Below are 21,175 nucleotides of genomic sequence, written 5' to 3' on the forward strand. Positions count from 1 at the left end.
CTGATTAAATCGTATGCTCTGTTCGATTCAAACGATGAGCCAACGGTAGCCAGCACAATAGCACTAACATAGACATCAGCAGCATCAATAAGCCCAAACTAAACTGCCCATTTTGCGGCAACAGTGCGGAAACCCATGTTGCCACCCCTGAACCCACATTTTGCATACCGCCGACTAATGCCCCAGCGGCTCCGGCCAAATAAGGGAAAGGCTCCATTGCCCCTGTTGTTGCTAAAGGGAATAGCATGCCCGCGCCGAAGAAAAACACCGAGGCGGGCACCAATAGCGTCCAGATATTCATCACCCCAAACCAGCCGGGGATCCACATTAGCAGCCCTGCAATCAAGCAGCAGATCACGGACTGCCACATTAAATGGTAAAAACTTTTACCTTCTCGCCCTGCATACCAAGCGCCAAAAAATGCGGCAGGAATAGGAATAATAAATAAGATACTGACAGTAATACTATTCAAACCAAGTACACCGCCCATCAAAACACCGCTACTGGCTTCGAAAACCGCAATACCCGCCAGCGCACCGATCAACATAATTAAATAAGAAACAAAGGAGCCACTCGACAGTAACTGGTGATAAGAACTCAACATTCTGCGTTTTTCTGAAGACTCAGGGCGTGTTTCAGGTAGCCAGCGATACATGCTCACCAGCACAAAAGCGCCAAGAATAAACAAAAAGATATAACAGGCATGCCAACCCCAAAAATGAGCAAGCAATCCACCAAACATAGGCGCGAGCAGTGGGCTAACTAATACGCCCATGTTTAATAAGCTATTTGCATAGCGCAATGAGGTTCCTTTGTAGAGATCACGAGGCATCGTACGCACCATGACCCCAGCCACCCCTGTACCCAGCCCTTGCAAGCCACTGGCGAGCACTAAAATATCCAGCGTTGGGGCAAAAAGTGCCAGCGTTGTCGCGAGTAAAAAGATGCTCATCCCAACTAAAATAACCGGACGGCGGCCAACTTGGTCAGATAACGGTCCATATATCAGTTGAGAGAAACCATAAGTAAACAAGTAAGCCGCCATGACTCGCTGCACTGAGCCAGACGGTTCACCAAAGTACACAGCGATGTCTGCAATAACAGGTACATAGACAGTCTGTGTCATTTGCCCTACCGCTGCTAGGGCGATCAGCAAGATCAGTAAATTAAAATGTTCCAGTTTTCTCATTTTCTTCTCAAAACCAATTTATCAACCTGAATGCACAGCCTAGCCATGTTATTCAATACAAATAACATGAAGGTTTAATTTCAGAGTGAAACCACAAAGAGTTATTGATTGTTTTCTTTGATAAAACGGTTAATCGGCAGTACATCATGCCCATGTCACCGTTGCGTGACTAAGATAACAAAACTAATTTTTTTTTCGAGGTAGGACAGCATTTTAATTAATGGTGCAATGTCAGCGATATTCGCCGGATATGGCAATAAAACTGTACATTAAATTTGTTTGTGATCTCTTAAAAAGAATAATTCACTAGAACACATTATCGATAAGCGCAAATAGTAAACTGATTTAGTATGAAACTCTGATAAGCAGCAAAGTTAGAAAAAAATCCAGAGGTGAATATTTATGGCTAATTGGGTTACCGGAACCGTTATTGAAGCAAAATTTTGGACAGATTCTTTATTCAGCCTAGTAATCAACGCCCCTATCAAACCTTTTATCGCCGGCCAATTTGCAAAACTTGCTCTCGAAATTGAAGGTGAACGAGTGCAACGTGCTTACTCTTACGTTAACGCCCCGAGTGACGATCGCCTTGAATTCTACTTTGTGGTTGTACCAAATGGTAAACTTAGCCCTAAACTGGCTCAATTACGCCCTGGAGATACCTTACAAGTTACGGATGAAGCGTCAGGCTTCTTTGTATTAGACGAAATTCCCGACTGCCAAAACCTTTGGATGCTATCCACTGGCACCGCGATAGGCCCTTTTCTATCGATATTACAAGAAGGCAAAGACCTTGAACGATTTGAAAAAATCGTACTTTTGCACGCGGTTCGCTACCAGAAAGATCTCAGCTATCTCCCCTTAATGGAGCAATTAGCCAAACGCTACCCAGAAAAGCTGCATTTAGTCACCGTTGTTAGCCGTGAACATTGCGACGATGCGTTATATGGACGTGTGCCAGCATTGATTGAAAACAATACGCTCGAAGAAGCCACTGGCGTTTCGCTTGATGCCACCAGCAGCCATGTGATGTTATGTGGTAACCCTGAAATGGTCAGAGATACTCGCGAGCTATTGGTAAAAACCCGAGGAATGAGCAAACACCTACGCCGTAAACCGGGTCATATCAGCAGTGAACAATATTGGTAACCATTTTAATCCCCCTCTTTCACCCGTGGAGAGGGGTCAAGACAGGTAATCAACAGATTGTGTTTTTTCACCATACTGATTTTCAGAATCCATCCCTACAAAAACACCACAGTCTAGTAACATAATCATAGCGATTAACAGCGGTAAAAAGCGCCCAATTCCCCACTGCCAAACAGGGGCTAATTGGCTAACATCCATTGAAAATAGGGCGAAAGCGAGGATCACCAGTGCAAACCAGCCACCGGGTTTCCCTCTGTCATGCAAACGCTTAGTAAATATTGCAGCTAGCGGATAAAGCAATAAAACCAGTAATACAATCACAACCGTTTCAGGTAATGCAAATGCATTTTGCAGTAACACAATGATTGTCATTAAAATAAAATACGATGCGATACCTGCCCAAAATGGTCGACGACCAATACGACCTTTGAAGGAGAAAGCCCATTGTTGTAATGTCATTACACCGGATCCTGATACAATATTAAAAACCATAAAATGAGTGGCAAAAACAAATGAAACAACACGCACTCCATTCAATTCACGTCATGATAACCGTTTTTGTACTTGGTTTGCCACAAATGACATTTGCGCAAAAAGTACCCACGCTACCGAATAGTGATTTTGAAGTCGCTTATTTAGCGCCGGATGCGCCTTCGTTTGACCTTACCATCCCACAGTTTCGTAACCAATTTAATCAAACAAACCCCAATTTACCACTACATGAATATAAAGTGATTGCAAGCCAAGACATTTCAGCTCCCTATATACGAGCGGCTTCTCGGATCAATGCCAATATCTATTCATCCGCCGTATTGGAGCGTGGAAGCGAGAAAATTAAAAGCTTACAGATCACGTTACTGCCAACCCGCGATAACAATGAGGCTCAAGCCAATCGACAATTGATGGAACGCTATGCGGTGGCTGTTATTCAACAATTTGATCCAACCGTTGCAATAGATAAAACCCCTGAATTGACAAAAGCACTAAAGGCATTCATCGCGAATAAAGAGCCAACCTATGCAGACGAAGTACGTTTAGGTGCGCTGCGCTACATTTTAGTAAAAAGTGAAAATAATGTGCTTACTTTTGCTGTTGAACCGATTAAGCTAAAGACAGAAGCACCTTAACCGGATAATGATCACAGCAATCGTCATCAGCGTGATAAAAAGCAAAGCTATTGTTATGTATTCTCTTTATACTTAATACCTAAATTTTTAAGGTCCATAACAGAAAAATTTTTCTCGTTGCACCCCGTGTTACACAGCAGCGAGTCACTTATTGATAAATCAAACTCTCTGGTTGGAGGAAACAACATGCGACATCCATTGGTAATGGGTAACTGGAAACTGAACGGCAGCACTCACATGGTTAATGACCTGATTGCTGGCCTACGCAACGAGCTGAGCAGTGTTGATGGCTGTGACGTGGCAATTGCGCCACCGGCTATTTATCTGACTCAAGCAAAACATGCGCTTGCAGGTAGCCGTATCGCCCTAGGTGCACAGAACGTTGACGTCAATCTTTCCGGCGCATTTACTGGTGAAACATCTGCCGAAATGCTCAAAGATATCGGCGCAAAATACATTATTATCGGTCACTCAGAGCGTCGCACCTACCACAAAGAAAGCGATGAGTTTATTGCTAAAAAATTTGCTGTATTGAAAGAGCAAGGCTTGGTTCCTGTTCTTTGTATCGGTGAAAGCGAAGCAGAAAATGAAGCAGGTAAAACAGAAGAAGTGTGCGCTCGCCAAATCGACGCTGTACTCAATACACTAGGCGCCCAAGCATTCCAAGATGCGGTCATCGCTTATGAACCAATTTGGGCTATCGGTACAGGTAAATCAGCGACGCCAGCTCAGGCTCAAGCTGTTCATAAATTTATCCGTGACCATATTGCGAAAAAAGATGCTGCGGTTGCTGCGCAAGTCATCATCCAATACGGTGGTTCAGTCAATGCAGGCAATGCAGCAGAGCTATTCACTCAACCAGATATCGATGGTGCACTTGTTGGTGGCGCATCACTTAAAGCAGATGCGTTTGCTGTTATCGTTAAAGCAGCTGCTGAAGCTAAAAAAACCAAATAATTTATATTTCATTGATAATAACCGCCAATATTTATTGGCGGTTTTTTTATTTAATGCCATAATTAAAAACATAATCCCCCTATTAAGGAATAATAAATAATTATATTTGAAACGATTATATTAACTTAATGCGATCACAAAAACAGAAATTCCTTAATGCAAATTATTCTTTCAATATTTTATTTATTCCCAATAGAAAAAAACTTCAAATCATCAATATAAAAAACCACACATCTCACTAATAAACTTGATTATTCCTGTTATACCTCCGTTTGAGAATACTGGACACCTCTTATCTCCCAACATTATATTGACCTCGTTTGTGATTATTGTTTTATCTATTTATCTTTATGAGAAAGATATTTAAATAAATAGATTAATCATCTCATTAATATCAACAAACAATGGTCGCCACCTATTTAAGAAATATTGTCATCGGCGTTTATAAAATAAAACATTCGCTATAAGGATGATTATGGAATATTTAAAAGGTTTAATTCTAAGCACTGCAATAATACTACCTGCAACTGCGGTATCTCAAACAAATAATGATTATTGGCATGTTGATACTGATGTTTATATGGAACTTGAAGAGTACCGCGGTCAACGGGATAGTTTTGATAACAAAGTTTTCGATAAAACCAGTATGGTCGGTAAACTTAGCCTCACTAACCCATCTTCACTTTGGAGCTTCCATTTAGAACATCGAGAATCCTTACGCAACTATGGGCGTAATTTTTAAACGTCTCGTGATTCCTATATTCGCAATCGAACTCAAATTGGGGCCACACGCCAACTTTATCGTAGTACAGACGCCGTATTGAGCCTAAACGGCACCTACCGTAAAGAGTCCAATGATTCTGCACCCAACACCCTATCACGCTCATCCAACAGCTTATATTGGTTAATGCCAGCAGGTAGCTTTGCTTTTAATAAGAAATGGTCATTCGATTTCTGGGATGCTTTTTACTATTACAGTAACTTTTTAAAGTCAAACAACTATGAATGGGAAGCTGAACATGGTGTCACCTATAAATACTCTGACACGATTACGGCAAAACTGACGTTATACAGTGATAGAGTTTGGGATAAAGATTTCAAGAACATTTTCTCGCAAGATCAGATCAGGGTGTACCTACCCATTAAGCTGAGTGATCAATGGGAAATTTCCCCCTATTTCCGCTACTTCCTGAATGAAAGCAGTTATGATCAGCGCAAACACTTAACTCAGAAAGTAAAAAATGGTTATCGTATTGGTACGCAGGTAGCCTACAAGCTAACGCCAAAACTGACTTTATGGGGGGGGGCTGCTATTGAACCCACACAGTGGAAGTACCCAAAAGATGATGATATGACCTCTGGAACCAATAACAGGCAAACCTTTTATTTAGGACAGATTGGCTTCAAATATAGCTGGCAGTGATAAAACAGCGTACCACCTTCTTATTTTATAACTTTAAAAAAGTCGCCAGAAATTTTCTGCGACTTTTTTATTAAACCCTCTATTTTACGTTAATAAAAACAATAAAATTACACTTAACATATTAGTCAGAATAAAATTAGAGCGTAAGATAACCATTTAGATGATTAATTTATTTCGTCGACTTTATCGTCAAGATCACATAAAGAAATAATTCCAAAACGGAATTATTCTACAATTTCGCTGATTATTCCAGATAATTTACCCATTTAAAATCAATAAGATAATCGCAGGCTTCTCAATTATTAAATAATCGACTATTCTTATTTAATAACGGATAAGAATAGTCTTAACTGTGATTAATCTCACTTTACAATTAATTTACGATACTTATTATTCATCGAAAAATAACCAAGGACTGATTCGATGAAAAATCTGACTCTACTTTCTCTGTGCTTACTCAGTGCAATGTCGTTAGCCGACCCCCTTTCGCAAACACAACTCAACGAATTGTGGAAAGATAAACAAAAATCGGCTGATGAAATTGTGAAAAACATGTCTGAAGCTGAAAAAATCGGCCAACTTTTTATGTTGGATTTCCGTTATTGGAATAAAGACAGCAAAGGCGAGCCTGCACCATTTCTAGCGATGAATGACGAAGTCGCTAAGGTCATTAATCAATACCATTTAGGCTCTGTCATTTTATTCCGTGAAAACCTTATTGATACCCCACAAACCGTTGAATTAATTAATCAACTACAAGCCTCACGGAGTAATTTGCCACTCTTTATTGGTACTGACCAAGAAGGCGGCTATGTGACTCGCCTCCGTGTCGGCACCGAAATGCCTGGCAATATGGCATTAGGGGCAACACGTAACCCAGCTCTAGCGGAATTGACGGGTATGATCCATGGCTATGAATTATCTAGCCTTGGCTTTAATATCAATTTTGGCCCCGTTGTTGATGTCAATAACAACCAAAACAACCCTGTCATTGGTGTCCGCTCTTACTCCGACAACAAAGAGCTTGTTGAAGCGCTATCAACCAATTACATCAAAGGGATCCACAAATATAATTTATTGACCTCACTGAAACACTTCCCCGGACACGGTAATGTTTCCTCTGACTCTCATGTCGACTTACCCGTAGTGAATTCCGATGCTAAAGCTTGGCGCTCCACAGAATTACCGCCGTTCCAATATGCGCTGAGTCATGGTGCTGATGCGGTAATGACAGCACACATTATTGTGCCTGCATTAGATAACAACAAAATCAAAACATTATCAGGAAAAGAGGTTGACACTCCTGCCACGCTTTCCAAGCCGATCCTGCACGGTGTTTTACGTGATGAACTCAAATACAACGGTCTTATCATCACCGATGCTATGGATATGGGAGCAATCGCTGATAACTTTGATATGAACTGGGCAGTGGAAACGTCACTGTTAGCAGGCTCCGATATTATCCTTATGCCAATCAAAATGTGGGATAGCGAAGCGGTAACACGCTTAGACAATATGTATCGCCACCTTGAGAGCGAAGCCAAGAAAAATCCTGAGTTAAGGAAACGGATTGATGAGTCGGCAAAACGTGTCGTGCTGAAAAAGTTACAGCAGGAGATCACCGCACAGCCTGTTGATTTAAACAATGCTCAACTTGTTGTCGCCTCAAAGAGCCATAAAGACTTAGAAAATATGGTTTCCGAGCAAGCTATCACACTGATTAAAAACGATAATATTCTACCTTATGTTCTCAAACCACAAAATCGCATTCTGGTGATTTCTGATGAAAACCCACGTAACACATTAATTCAAAAGCACTTAAATGATATTGCTAATGAAACGGGTGTCGCGATTGAGAGCCAAACTGCAATGATCAAACTGGCTGAAAATACGCTTAGCGCAAAAGAGGTTCAATCGCTTTTAAAAGGCCAAGATCTCGTATTACTGACGACGTATAACCTAAAAGATAACCCTGCTAATGCACAGTTGGTGGTTAATGAAGCTAACAAAGAGAATATTCCGGTTGTCGTTATTTCATCACGTAACCCATATGACATCGCTTACCTAAAAGGCGTCAAAGCGAATATCGCTATCTACGGTATTACAGGGTTTGATATCACCAATAACAACCGTAATTCACTGGAAACCAACATTCGTAGTGGATTACGTACGCTATTTGCAAATCCACAGGCACAACCTCTAAATCCACCAAAAGGGCTATTACCCGTTAACATCAAAAATCCACAAGGTAACAAAATTCTGTTCCCTTATGGTCACGGTGAAACCTACAACACGACTCACTAATTTATTTTCTAAACAAGGTTCTTTCCAGCCTTGATATCCAAAGCGATATCAAGGGCTGGTTGCTACACCCTAAATAAACTGACACTGCTATTTCATAAACAATAATTAAAAATTAAAGGATCATCATGAAAACATCTTTGAATGGTTTACTCTTTCTCGCCACCACAACACTAACAACGTCTGCATTAGCTGTTGAGACGGTGAATAATGACTACTGGCGCATTACCTCCAATGTCTATATGGAGCTGGAGAAATTTGAAGGCCACCATAATACCAGCGGCGGTAAGGTCTACGACAAAACCACCATGATCGGCCAACTGTTTCTGTCAAACCCTGAATCTAAATGGAGCTTTTTTCTTGAGCACAAAGAGTCATTAAGAAGCTACAACCACAATTTTTCAACCTCAAAAGACTCATTTATTCGTAACCGTACTCAAATCGGTGCGACACGAAAAATGTATTCTAGCGATGTAGGCCAATTCAACTTAAACGTAACCTATCGTAAAGAGTCTAATGATTCCGCACCAGGTACTATGGCTCGCCCATCGAATACACTCTTTTGGTTGATGCCTAGTGGTACTTATCACTTTAACGACAAATGGGCATTTAATTTCTGGGATGCCTTTTATCATTATGACAACTTCCATGCGCCCAATAGTTATGAATGGGAATCTGAGCACGGTATTGTTTATAAGATCAATGATTCCGCCACCGCCAAACTGTACATGTATACCGACTGGACGTGGGATAAAGACTTCAATAAAACATGGGAACAAAATCAGATCCGCGGCTACTTCCCAGTGACCTTGAATCAGGATTGGAGCATCATGCCGTACTTCCGCTATTACCTGAACGAGCACAACTATGATAGTAACCAGCGCACGACCCAGAAAGTGAAAGATGGCTATCGTGTCGGCACCCAAGTTTTCTATAATTTGACCCCAAAACTGACGCTATGGGGCGGATTTGCCGTTGAGCCAAGTACATGGGAAAACCCAAAAGGGGCGGGGATCACCTCTGGCAGCAACAACCGCCAGACATTCTACCTAGGCCAACTGGGTGTCAAATACGTATGGCAATAAGCTAAAAAACGGTGACTGACTTCTCCCTCACAAGTCAGTCACTCTCACTATCAGTATAAAAAGCTTTTTTGGGTATCCGCGATGAGTATTGCTCAACAGAGATGAGCTTTGCTTAAAATCCTCAATGCTATGAATGCTCGTCAGGATATAGCGCTAAGAGTATGCGATTTTTTTATTTTGAAGAAAACGCCCCATAAATTAGAGCGATTATTTTTCTGAGTATACTCAGCACGCAATCTGTCATGATTGCAGGTACAGTCATGACAATCGACAGGCCTTGTATGTAACAAAAAAATATAATGTGCTCAACGAATGCAAGTGATAACTCTGGGGAGTTATATGATTTAGGCGATAGAGAGTACAAACGAAAATACCAAATAACAGAAGTTATAAAACACGGTAATATAAAATACAGTAACACGCGATAAAAAAAATGAATTCGCGTTTTAAGGTAATAGTAATATACCGGCGCCAGTATAATTACATAGGCGAGCAAGGCAAAATTCACGACTTTAAAAAACGCGTATGTGACTTCATAAAAGCCGTTCTGTTCAGTGTATAGCGTCCTAAAAACTTGAAGAATGACTGTCAGATAATAAAAAATCACCCCCACACAAAGAGAGATGTAAGAAATAAGCGCGGAATACTGATTATTTTTCAGAAATAATTGGCGTAGTAATGTCAGCATAGTTTTTCGACATGGGTAATATTTTGCCTAAGTAAGATCGAATATCCGGTTAGATAGACACAAATTCAGCAGTGCGGTCTTTTTGATATTGATTATCTTGTGAATGATAAAATGGGCAACAGGCGGAGATCCGCCCTTGTTTATTCCCATTTAGGGAAAGTCGATGATGCCCGCCGTGATGACACGTTCTTGGTTTTCCATTAATTTTCCTTAAGTTAATTAACGCATTTTATTTCACTTAAGGCAATGGATTTATTTACAATAACTCAGCTCAAAAACTAACCAACTAATCGCGACGGCTTATTTCATCAAATACGCCGCCGTTAGAGAAATGCGTTGTTTGAGCTTTTTCCCAACCGCCAAACAAATCGTCCACTGTAAATAATTTCAACTTCGGAAAGCGCTGCTGATATTTCTGAGCCACTTCCTCATTACGTGGTCGATAGTAATTTTTCGCAGCAATCTCTTGCCCCTCAGGCGAATATAAATATTCTAAATAGGCTTGAGCCACTTCCCTACGCCCGCGCTTATCAACGGTTTTATCAACGACGGCCACTGTTGGCTCTGCTAAAATTGAGATACTTGGCGTCACGATTTCAAATTGGCCATTTTCACCAAGCTCATTAATCGCTAATAACGCTTCATTTTCCCAGGCAATCAACACATCCCCAATTCCCCGCTCAACAAAGCTATTTGTCGCCCCGCGAGCACCTGAATCTAGTACCTCAACATTTTGATAAAGCTGTTTAACAAATTGCTTGGCTTTCTCTGGGTCATGATGATTTTTTTCTAATGCATACCCCCAAGCACCGAGGTAATTCCAGCGTGCACCACCTGACGTTTTAGGATTTGGCGTGACAATCGCAACATCTTTACGGATCAAATCATCCCAATCTTGGATATTTTTAGGGTTTCCTTTACGCACAAGAAAAACAATCGTTGAGGTATAAGGTGCGGAATTATCGGGTAAACGAGTGATCCAATTCTTATCAATACGTCCACTCTTCGCTATCGCATCCACATCGTAGGCTAAAGCCAGCGTCACAACATCCGCTTCTAAGCCATTAATAACAGAAGTGGCCTGCTTTCCTGACCCGCCATGAGACTGACGGATAGTTACCGTATCCCCGGTTTTTTCTTTCCAATACTGACTAAAGGCTTGGTTATATTGCTGATAGAATTCTCGAGTGGGATCATAAGAAACGTTTAATAATTGGATGTCTTTTGCCCATGCGCTTGCTGTGAGCGCTAATAATAATGTGGTTGTTACCTGCCATTTACTCGCCATTCTTCCATTCCTCATCAATCAATTGTTAAGGAAGGCTGACAGATCTCATCAATAACATGAAATAATTAAAAATGACAAATTATGCAACAAAAGAATATAAGGCAGAAAGATCAGGCGGAGAGATCAAACCTGCACGGCACTGAAACGGCACCGCACAGGTGAGATTTGCAATCGTAGAGGTAGAGATTAATACAGTTTTTTCGCTGTGTCGTACCACTCTTTCTTAAATACACGCTTCATATTCATTACAGCATCAATGATATCGTGGTGAACCAGTTTTTCATTTTGAATACCGACACAACGACCGCCGTAACCTTCTAATAATAGCTGAATAGAGTAGGCTCCCATGCGCGATGCGAGAATACGGTCATAAGCCACTGGCGAGCCACCACGCTGAATATGCCCCAATACCGTTGCGCGTGTTTCATGATGCGTTTCCGCTTCAATATATTTCGCTAGCTCATCAACATCGCAAACATGCTCAGTGATTGCCACAATGGCATGGCGTTTACCTTTCTCAATGCCTTGTTTTATCTCAGATAACAGCTCTTCACGGTCAAATGACATTTCATTTTCAGGCAGAACGATAAACTCACAACCACCGGCAATCGCAGCCGAAAGCGTCAGATCGCCACAATAGCGCCCCATAACTTCAACAATTGAAATACGTTTATGAGACGTCGAGGTGTCACGCAGACGGTCAATCGCTTCCACTACCGTTTCAAGTGCGGTGAAATAACCAATGGTATAGTCCGTTCCCGCCACATCATTATCGATGGTTCCCGGCAAACCAATACAGGGGAAACCTGCCTCTGTTAGTGATTTTGCCCCTAGATAAGAGCCATCACCACCAATCACCACCAGCGCATCAATATGATTTTTTTTCAGATTATCAATGGCAACAGCACGAACTTTTTCATCGCGGAATTGAGGGAAACGAGCCGAGCCAAGGAAGGTGCCACCGCGGTTAATCATGTCAGAAACACTATAGCGATCTAGCTGTTTCATACGGTTTTCATATAAGCCTAGATACCCATCATAAATACCCATGACTTCTAAACCTTCGCTCAGTGCAGCACGTACAACACCACGGATTGCAGCGTTCATACCCGGTGCATCACCACCACTTGTTAGTACCCCAATTCTTTTAATCTGTTTGACCATGATGACCTCTGATTAATGAATATAAATTGCAAATCGATGAAAAACACAATGATATCGTACTTTTCTAACGTACATTCTGTTATAAACAACTCATGCTGAATTGATTCACCTAGCGTTATAATAAGACAAAGGAACCTATCTATACCTGCTTTCTATCAAGCTTTGCTTGTTTATTGTGATCCAGCTTACACAATTTTAGTCTATAAAACGGATTGCCGCAGAAGCAGAGGCTCACTATAGCGGGTGTTGTCTTACTTCGAAACAAAAATTAAGTGCATATCATAGCATTTATGTAACATAGAAGCTTAACCTTGCGAGTTAAAAGTAAACAGAGGCGCCTACTACCCACACGATAAAAAATAAATGTTCACTGGCTTTCTCAAAACCAAAGCGAAACTACGCAACTGAGCCGTTTTGGCTCAAGCGTTTATTGATTGATTGATTGAGTGAGTGAGTGAGAAACAAAAAAGCCCCGTTAGCGGTTATGGTTAACCAATGGGGCTCCATTTTCAAAGGCTAATACTTGGAGTCATCAGGCACAAGGCCTAAGATTAAGTATAAAAATAGCGTGTTAGATGAAAGAAGATTGGCGCGGCAAAGCATAAAGAGTCGATACGATCTAGCATCCCGCCGTGCCCTTCGATTATGGCGCCAAAATCTTTGATGCCGCTATCGCGTTTGATAGCAGACATACATAATCCTCCCACAAAGCCCATTAGGGTAATCGCCAGTGACATTAGCCCTGCTGCCCACCAACTAAATGGGGTTACCCAATACAAGCAGATACCAATTAGCACGGAAGATAAAATGCCACCAACAAAGCCTTCAATGGTTTTGTTCGGGCTTAATTTTGGCACAATAGGATGTTTGCCAAACAATTTTCCAAACACATATTGCAGCACATCAGAAAGTTGCGTAACCACAATCAAGAACAGCAGCAGTTTGACGTTTTCCCCCTCATAACCTTGAATATCCAACATCAACAAGGCTGGTACATGGCTTAAACAGAATACCGCGACTAACATCCCCCACTGAATTTTTGAGGTACGCTCGAGGAAATGATACGTATCTCCCGCTAAGGCAATGCGAGTAGGTAAGAAAAGGAACACAAACACCGGCACAAAGACTGAGAACATGCCATACCACTGAATGCCGACTAAAACATATTGCAGAGGGAGGAAAATAAAAAAGCACCAAAATAGGGCTTCATGGTCACTACGCCGAGTCGGTGTTAAGGTAATAAACTCCCGCAATGCAAAAAATGAGATCAGTGCAAATAAAATCACGACACCGATATTGCCAATCACAACGGCGAGTACACAGACAATACACATTAACCACCAAGCTCGGATCCGAGCATTCAAGTTATCAATGGTTGGATTGCTGTTATCCCCTGAATAACGGTAAGCGAGGATCCCGCCAATAATACTAGCAACCACAAGTATGCTAAAGACACCTGATAGCAATAACACGATTTCGCTATCCCAAATACTACTCATGGCATCAACTCCTCTAGTGCGAGTTTCGCACGCTCTAAGAATACGGCTTTTGGTTCATCCTCGCCTAATGGGGCTAATGGCTTGCCCACAACCGCAGAGCAGATCACCGGCACAACCAACTTCGACCCCTTTGGTAGTACGCGATTTAAATTCTCAAGGTACACAGGCACCACTTCAACATGAGGGTGTTTTTTGGCTAAGTGATAGATACCGCTTTTAAAATGACTTAATTCTTCGCCATCCCCGCGCGTACCTTCTGGGAACAAAATCAATGATTCTTGTTTTTCCAATATCGCCTCAAGTGGCTCTAAGACATTCTCTTTCGCCGTTCCATCACCTTTACGGTCGATTAAAACAGCGCGAAAAACGTTATTGACTAGATAGCGTCGAAAGGGCGTTTTATCCCAATAATCTCTTGCGGCGACAGGGTGAACAGCATGGCGCATTAAAGGAGGTAATCCAGCCCAAATAACTAAACCATCAAGATGGCTGGAATGGTTAGCATAATAGATACGTGGTGTCATTGCCGGTTGGCAACCAACCCAACGGGTACGTACGCCCGTTAATAAACGACAAGTAAATGACAGCAACATTCCCATGCCTTTTGCTAGCAAAGAAATCCTCTGAGCTTTTTCCATTTTTATTCCTTGCGAATCGTTATTTTATTTTTGCTACCCAGCCACGACAAAAAATAGGGTAGCTATTTTTAGCGAATACACCCAAAAAGAAATTCAAGCATCAAAATAGGTGGAGTTATTTTAGAGTGCAAGCAGCAAGGTCTGATTTCGTTTTTTTTGAGACAACATTCGCAGATAAACAGCAAAGAATAGATTATTAGCAAAAAGTTAATGGCATGATCACAAGATCAACACAAATGAAGATACAAAAAAAGCAGTAAAGGCGGCACCTCTACTGCTTTTCAATATTATTCTAACTGAATAAATAATTATTTTTTGTCAGCCGCGATACGGTCACGGATATGTTGTGCACGCTCTGCTGACGGTGGGTGAGAATCGAACATGCTGCTTTCTTTGCTACCCATTTGAGCTAATTTCTCAAAACCAGTGACTAAGCCGTCAGTTTTAACACCGCGTTTTTTCAGCAAGTCATAAGAGAAATCATCCGCTTGGCTCTCTTGATGTTGAGAGAACTGAGAGTTAATCAGTTTTTCACCCAGCGCAGCTAATTGTGAAGAGCTGAGTTGCTCAACAACGCCACCCGCTGAAGCTGCTGCGGTACGCGCGGCAACCGCGGCATAAGCAACTTGCATTGCTTTACGTGTATGGCCGAGTGCAACGTGGCCCATTTCATGACCTAATACACCTTCAACTTCGTTATCATTCATGATATCCATCAGGCCGCTATAGACACGAACGCAACCATTCGCCATTGCCCAAGCATTCACATCATCAGTCATATAAACTTTGTAGTTAACTGGTGTGCCATCAATTTCATTGCCTAATGATTTAGCAATTTTATCTAAGCGTTTAGAGTACTTGCTTGAAGCGGGTGCAATTTTATTTTGTGCGTCCATTTCTTTACAAGATTGGTCGCTTAATTGCTTAACGTCACCATCCGTTAAAGTAGCGGCTTGGAATAATTGCATACCAGAGTTAGTTAGCATGCCTTGGTCTAAGTTTTTACATCCCGTCAAAATGACAGCAGAGACAGCGACTGCAACAAGAGCCTTCATTTTCATAATATTATTTTCCTTTGCAATACACACAACAATTTTACGGCATAAAGACTATGAATTTTGAGCAAAATAACAATAGGAATAGAGTGAGATCATCTTCATAAAATGAATTTAACCCGTTTTTTGTCTTAATAGCAAAATCATTGGAATAATAATTCGCTTTATCCAAAATAATTAACTAAATAATCAGTTTCTGTAGAGTCGAGTCTGAACAATTCACCATAAAGAGGTGTTCGACGAAACGCACAACACTAAGATAGGATAAAATTCGCAGGGCTTTGTCTACTTGATGATTAAAAATAGAAGCACCAAAGAGCGCCTTTGCCGTTGTTTCAGAACCTATATTATTTGCTCAGCATGTTTATATTATCGATAAAAACCTTCATCAACGGGGTGATCAAAAGGGAAGCATAGAGAGGGATCCATTTTTTATTTTAAAAGCTAAGCGCAAAAAAAAAAGCCCCTAAAAGGGGCTGTAAAAGACAGGGATGGTGTCTATGGCAAGGAAAAAACTTCACTTATTGCTACTTCACTACTACGATCAAGAGAATTCGGTACCCAATAAATTTCATTCAATGAGTTATTGCAAAGCCTGATATTGAGACATTTTTTGTTGATGGATCTGCTCAAGTTGGGCTTTCTGCTCAGGTGTTAATAACTGATACAATTCATGATGAATTCGCGCCATTTCAACACGCTGAGTTAATTCTTTTTGCAAACTTTTTTCTAATTGGGCACGTACTGCCTGCTCATCAAAGTCGTCTGCGGTAATTAAACTGTGCAATGCTTCACGCTCTTGCACTGAAACTGGGTTATCAAATTGATAACGGCGTTGTGTTGCCATTAAATCACGTAATTGCTGGCGCTGTTTTTCATTTAACGTGATACCATTAAACATAAATGTACTCGTGCGTTCTTCACTACCAAACAGCTCATAATGCTGAAGTTTAGCCAACGCTGATGAGGTAGGCTCATTTTGCATTTGCAACATTAGGGGAGTCGAACCATCACCAGTTTGTGCTACATTTTCTGGTGTATCCCCAAAAGCCGTCACTGAGCCGAAAATGAATGCAGAGGCTAACGTCAACATGACTGTTGTTTGTGCTGTTCTTTGCATTTCTGACTCCTTGTTCTCGGACAGTGCTCGTGATTCAATGTGGACAACTATACGCCGGTGGCTGCAAACTAGCGTCAGAGCATGTAAAAGAACGTAAAGTCATGGAATCATGAAGATTGTTATCGTATTTTGGCAGTTGGAGGACTTAAACACATGCATAAAATCCTATTAGTTGATGACGACCGTGAACTCACGTCGCTCTTAAAAGAACTGCTCGAAATGGAAGGTTTCAACGTTGTCATCGCCTATGATGGTGAACAGGCTTTACAACAACTGGACTCGTCCATTGATCTGTTATTACTTGATGTCATGATGCCAAAGAAAAATGGTATTGAGACATTAAAAGAGTTGCGTCAAATCCACCAAACTCCTGTCATTATGTTAACCGCTCGCGGTAGTGAGCTAGACAAAGTGTTAGGCCTTGAGTTAGGTGCAGATGACTATCTTCCTAAACCTTTCAATGACCGCGAACTCGTTGCCCGTATCCGTGCACTATTGCGCCGTTCTAATTGGAGCGAACAGAATCAGGGCGACAATAGCAATACGCCTGTTCTGCAAGTTGATAAGCTACAATTAAACCCTGGTCGCCAAGAGGCCAGCTTTGATAACGAAATTCTAGACCTAACAGGTACTGAGTTCACGCTACTCTATTTATTAGCTCAGCACCTTGGTCAAGTCGTTTCAAGAGAGCATCTAAGCCAAGAAGTTCTTGGGAAACGCTTAACGCCATTTGACCGTGCTATCGATATGCACATTTCTAACTTACGCCGTAAATTGCCAGAGCGTACAGATGGTCAACCGTGGTTTAAAACTTTACGTGGTCGTGGATACTTGATGGTTTCAGCAACATGATAAATAGCTTAACCGCAAGAATATTTGCAATTTTCTGGTTTACCCTCGCACTAGTGTTAATGCTAGTGCTGATGGTACCCAAGCTAGACTCTCGGCAGCTCACTTCCCTTCTGGAAAGTGAGCAGCGCCAAGGGGAAATGCTTGAACAACACATCGAAGCCGAACTTGCACAGGCGCCGATGAATGACCTTCTTTGGTGGAGGCGGATTTCTAATTCCATCAAAAAATGGGCGCCTCCGGGGCAACGTCTGATCATTGTGACCAGTGAAGGACGTGTTATCGGGGCGATGCCCAGTGAAATGCAAGTGATCCGTAATTTTATCGGGCAATCCGACAATGCCGATCACCCGAAAAAGAAAAAATATGGTCGCGCGGAAATTCTTGGGCCTTTTTCCATTCGCGACGGTGAAGACCATTACCAACTCTATTTAGTTCGCCCAGCCAATAGCCCACAATCAGACTTTATTAACTTATTGTTTGACCGGCCATTCTTGTTATTAATTGCCACTATGCTGATTAGCGCCCCATTATTACTTTGGTTATCATGGAGCTTGGCACGCCCTGCCCGTAAATTAAAAATGGCAGCAGACGATGTCGCAAAAGGCAATTTACGACCACACCCTGAACTTGAATCGGGGCCGCAAGAGTTTCTTTCTGCCGGTAACAGTTTTAACCAGATGATTAGCGCGCTTGATGGCATGGTCACTGCCCAACAACGACTGATTTCTGATATCTCGCACGAACTACGGACGCCACTCACACGCTTACAACTGGCAACGGCACTCTTACGCCGCCGCCATGGTGAAAGTAAAGAGCTAGAACGTATCGAAACCGAAACGCATCGCCTAGATAGTATGATCAATGACTTACTCGTGCTATCACGTAGCCAGCACAAAAATGAGATCTTAAGGGAGAATATTAAAGCCGATGAATTATGGGGCGATATTCTAGAAGATGCTCGCTTTGAAGCAGAGCAGATGAATAAAACGTTAGATGTCACCGCCCCGCCAGGCCCATGGCCGATTTATTGCAATCCATCGGCGATAGGCAGTGCATTTGAAAATATCGTTCGCAATGCCCTTCGCTACTCAAATACCCACATTGCGGTCAATTTTAAAGAGGAAAACAACGGCATCTTAATCACTGTCGATGATGATGGCCCAGGAGTTAGCCCCGCTGATCGCGAACACATTTTCCGCCCTTTCTACCGTACAGATGAAGCACGCGATAGGGAGACTGGCGGAACTGGCCTAGGCCTTGCGATTGTTGAAACCGCAATCTCACAGCATAAAGGCTGGGTAAAAGCAGACGATAGCCCACTTGGTGGCCTCCGTTTGCAAATTTGGTTACCCGAGCATGGTCGATAATCCCAATTAACTCTCGGCGCCTTAATATTCATTTGATTAAGGCGCCAATTTTATCCCCGTGCCAATATAAGTAATTCCACTTAATTGAAATCCGTTTAATCAATTTGCTATTCAATCATTTTAAGACAGTCAGTATCACCAAATAAGACAAATAGTTCCTCTAGCCTACTGTTTTAATTATGTTGTGATATATCATCATAAAAAGGCAATTTACCGCATGCGCCTATAATCTGCTTTTTATTTATTCAGAGTTTGCCTATTATATAAAAAAACACCGCACACATGCCTAACTAATACGTCAAATAGAACAGTAAGATAATTGTGGGCGATATCGTACTTTACTCGTGTTCGGAATTTACTTATTACTTTTGCGCCTATTTTCGCGCTAAAACACAAAAAATTAGACGACTCAACTCAACGGATTCATCAATGAAAAAAATCAAGCTTACCAAGTTGGCCATTTTAACGGTATTGGGCGTAATGAGTGGCAATACTCTTGCTGGGGGTCTCGTTCTACCGGATAATAACTTACGAAACGACCTTGCATGGTTATCAGAACGTAATGTTATTCAAATCAGCCTTTCTACATGGCCCCTATCTTCAGAAGAAATTACCCGCTCACTTAATAATGCAAATATCACCAATAGTGAACAAGAAGCGATTGTTCAGCGTATTAAGCAACAACTCAGTCGCACTAAAAATAACCTCCAATTACAAACCTACCTGTCAACGAGTAAGCCATCCATGCCACAGGGGTTCGCACAAAGCGAATACAGTGATTTCCGTTATACCGTTGAAGGTAATCACAGCACCGATGATGTCGATTTAAATTTAAAAGCGAATGCTGAGCGAGCGTTACGTGTTGAAAATGGCTCTGACTATAACCTTAATGGTTCTTACGGCGGCGTGAAAATTTGGAACCAATGGGTTAGCTTTGGTGAGATCCCTCAATGGTGGGGGCCAGGCCATGATGGTAGCTTGATCCGTACTGATGCAGCACGTCCTGTCACAGGTTTCCTAATACAGCGTGCAGACCAAAGTCCTTTTGAAACCCCTTGGTTATCATGGATTGGCTCATGGCAATATCAGCTTACAGCAGGCCAAATTAAGCAGTACTCCTCACAACCCCATACCAAGCTCATTGGTTTACGTATGACCATGAACCCAACGGATTTCTTTGAGTTAGGGGGTTCACGCGTAGTCATGTGGGGAGGTGAAGGTCGCCCTAACAACTGGAATTCTTTCTGGAATGCGATGGCCGGTAAAGATAACACAGGTGATCAAAATGATGACCCCGGTAACCAGCTTGCAGGGCTTGACGCGAAAATCAAACTCTACCCGCTGATTGGTTTACCTGTCAGTGTTTACGGCCAAATGATCGGTGAAGATGAAGCCGGTATGTTCCCATCGAAAAATGCTTTTATGGGGGGTATTGAAGGCTACCATACTGCATGGGGTCAGCCTTTAAGCTGGTATATTGAAGGTTCTAATACCCATACCGAATGGAACAAAAACGGCGTGATGTATCGTCACTTTATCTATAAAGATGGCTATTACCAACAAGGTGCACCTTTGGGTCATGCCATGGGCGGTGATGGGCGTATGTTATCAGCCAAAGTGGAATATACCCTTGACGATGATAACCGTGTTAGTACACGTTTAGTCTATGCCAAGGTCAATAAAGAAAGTTATCCACAAAACAAAATCTACCCTAAATCAGAAACAATCAAGGGTGTCGATTTAGGTTGGTGGCATAACTTTGATAACATGGTCAGCACCGATGCAAAAGTCTGGGTATCGAAAACAGATTACGACACCAGTGATGATATTGGTGCTTCCGTCATGGTAACCGTACCGTTCGAATGGTAATCAATCGCCATTAATAAAAGTGTTATATCCATGATAAAACTAGCCGCTGAATTATTCGCGGCTAGTTTTTTATTTCTAGTCGAAATTCGACTTATTTAGAAATCACACTATAATTATCAGCAAGGTTTATTTCTGATGCTTTTTTATTCATTTAATAAAATAATAAAATTAATTATTGCTCTTTATTAATTTAACGTCACTAAGGCGTATTTAGCATAACCAAAAAATAAAAATGATATATTTCTAAATTATTTCACTTATCTTAACTCGATATTCGGGTATAGAAATATATCTCAATCGAATGAATAAAATACATCCATAAAAAATAAGGTTATTTCCTAAGATAGCAGATAAAATATTGCCTACGGTCAGCAAAGGAATCCAAAAGAATATAAATCTATTAT

General features: G+C 41.6%; 17 protein-coding genes and 1 pseudogene. 10 read left to right on the top strand and 8 right to left on the bottom strand.

The features are described 5' to 3' along the window. Positions 1-4: 4 nt before the first annotated feature. Positions 5-1,189, bottom strand: a complete 1,185-nt coding sequence (gene emrD / locus PR699_RS17395) for a multidrug efflux MFS transporter EmrD (RefSeq protein ID WP_014657239.1) — start codon at positions 1,187-1,189, stop codon at positions 5-7. Positions 1,190-1,591: 402 nt separating this feature from the next. Here emrD and fpr point away from each other — a divergent pair, with 402 nt between their 5' ends. Further along, the gene (gene fpr, locus PR699_RS17400) at positions 1,592-2,338 is read left to right on the top strand and encodes a ferredoxin--NADP(+) reductase (RefSeq protein ID WP_014657238.1); all 747 of its coding nucleotides are present in this window, start codon (positions 1,592-1,594) and stop codon (positions 2,336-2,338) included. 36 nt (positions 2,339-2,374) lie between these two features. On the opposite strand, the gene PR699_RS17405 is transcribed toward fpr, so the two are convergent. Then, positions 2,375-2,797, bottom strand: coding sequence for a DUF805 domain-containing protein (locus PR699_RS17405; protein WP_014657237.1), 423 nt, complete (start codon positions 2,795-2,797; stop codon positions 2,375-2,377). Positions 2,798-2,850: 53 nt separating this feature from the next. Here PR699_RS17405 and PR699_RS17410 point away from each other — a divergent pair, with 53 nt between their 5' ends. From PR699_RS17410 to PR699_RS17430, 6 genes and pseudogenes are all read left to right on the top strand, one after another. Continuing rightward, the gene (locus tag PR699_RS17410; RefSeq protein ID WP_004924673.1) at positions 2,851-3,465 is read left to right on the top strand and encodes a DUF1454 family protein; all 615 of its coding nucleotides are present in this window, start codon (positions 2,851-2,853) and stop codon (positions 3,463-3,465) included. Between the two features lie 186 nt (positions 3,466-3,651). Then, entirely contained in the window at positions 3,652-4,422 is a 771-nt protein-coding gene (gene tpiA, locus PR699_RS17415; RefSeq protein WP_014657236.1) for a triose-phosphate isomerase, read from the top strand. 475 nt (positions 4,423-4,897) lie between these two features. After that, positions 4,898-5,164, top strand: a complete 267-nt coding sequence (locus tag PR699_RS19635) for an OmpG family monomeric porin (RefSeq protein ID WP_014657235.1) — start codon at positions 4,898-4,900, stop codon at positions 5,162-5,164. A 15-nt stretch (positions 5,165-5,179) separates the two neighbouring features. Then, positions 5,180-5,845: pseudogene (locus PR699_RS17420) on the top strand (OmpG family monomeric porin); the annotation flags it as partial. A 423-nt stretch (positions 5,846-6,268) separates the two neighbouring features. Further along, positions 6,269-8,149: a glycoside hydrolase family 3 protein gene (locus PR699_RS17425; RefSeq protein ID WP_014657233.1), complete on the top strand. Its 1,881-nt coding sequence runs from the start codon at positions 6,269-6,271 to the stop codon at positions 8,147-8,149. Between the two features lie 125 nt (positions 8,150-8,274). Further along, positions 8,275-9,231, top strand: a complete 957-nt coding sequence (locus PR699_RS17430; protein ID WP_004924417.1) for an OmpG family monomeric porin — start codon at positions 8,275-8,277, stop codon at positions 9,229-9,231. A gap of 974 nt (positions 9,232-10,205) precedes the next feature. Here the strand turns inward: PR699_RS17430 and PR699_RS17435 are convergent. From PR699_RS17435 to PR699_RS17460, 6 genes are all read right to left on the bottom strand, one after another. Beyond that, on the bottom strand, positions 10,206-11,207 hold the full coding sequence (locus tag PR699_RS17435; RefSeq protein ID WP_014657232.1) for a sulfate ABC transporter substrate-binding protein: 1,002 nt from the start codon (positions 11,205-11,207) through the stop codon (positions 10,206-10,208). Positions 11,208-11,393: 186 nt separating this feature from the next. Further along, a complete protein-coding gene (pfkA, locus tag PR699_RS17440; RefSeq protein ID WP_004924408.1) occupies positions 11,394-12,371 on the bottom strand; it encodes a 6-phosphofructokinase in 978 nt (325 codons plus the stop codon). Between the two features lie 551 nt (positions 12,372-12,922). Beyond that, a complete protein-coding gene (locus PR699_RS17445; protein ID WP_004924405.1) occupies positions 12,923-13,870 on the bottom strand; it encodes a phosphatidate cytidylyltransferase in 948 nt (315 codons plus the stop codon). Further along, positions 13,867-14,508, bottom strand: a complete 642-nt coding sequence (locus tag PR699_RS17450; RefSeq protein ID WP_004924402.1) for a 1-acyl-sn-glycerol-3-phosphate acyltransferase — start codon at positions 14,506-14,508, stop codon at positions 13,867-13,869. Before PR699_RS17450 ends, PR699_RS17445 begins: the two co-directional genes overlap by 4 nt. Positions 14,509-14,816: 308 nt before the next feature. Then, a complete protein-coding gene (locus PR699_RS17455) occupies positions 14,817-15,569 on the bottom strand; it encodes a M48 family metallopeptidase (RefSeq protein WP_004924398.1) in 753 nt (250 codons plus the stop codon). 577 nt (positions 15,570-16,146) lie between these two features. Then, positions 16,147-16,683: a Spy/CpxP family protein refolding chaperone gene (locus PR699_RS17460; protein WP_014657231.1), complete on the bottom strand. Its 537-nt coding sequence runs from the start codon at positions 16,681-16,683 to the stop codon at positions 16,147-16,149. 153 nt (positions 16,684-16,836) lie between these two features. Here PR699_RS17460 and cpxR point away from each other — a divergent pair, with 153 nt between their 5' ends. From cpxR to PR699_RS17475, 3 genes are all read left to right on the top strand, one after another. Then, complete coding sequence (cpxR, locus tag PR699_RS17465; RefSeq protein WP_004924392.1) at positions 16,837-17,535, top strand: envelope stress response regulator transcription factor CpxR; 699 nt, start codon at positions 16,837-16,839, stop codon at positions 17,533-17,535. Then, entirely contained in the window at positions 17,532-18,902 is a 1,371-nt protein-coding gene (cpxA, locus tag PR699_RS17470) for an envelope stress sensor histidine kinase CpxA (RefSeq protein ID WP_004924389.1), read from the top strand. Before cpxR ends, cpxA begins: the two co-directional genes overlap by 4 nt. A 429-nt stretch (positions 18,903-19,331) precedes the next feature. Further along, entirely contained in the window at positions 19,332-20,771 is a 1,440-nt protein-coding gene (locus PR699_RS17475) for a capsule assembly Wzi family protein (protein WP_014657230.1), read from the top strand. Positions 20,772-21,175: the final 404 nt, after the last annotated feature.

The sequence above is a fragment of the Providencia sp. PROV268 genome (assembly GCF_028477805.1).
Lineage (GTDB): Bacteria > Pseudomonadota > Gammaproteobacteria > Enterobacterales > Enterobacteriaceae > Providencia > Providencia stuartii.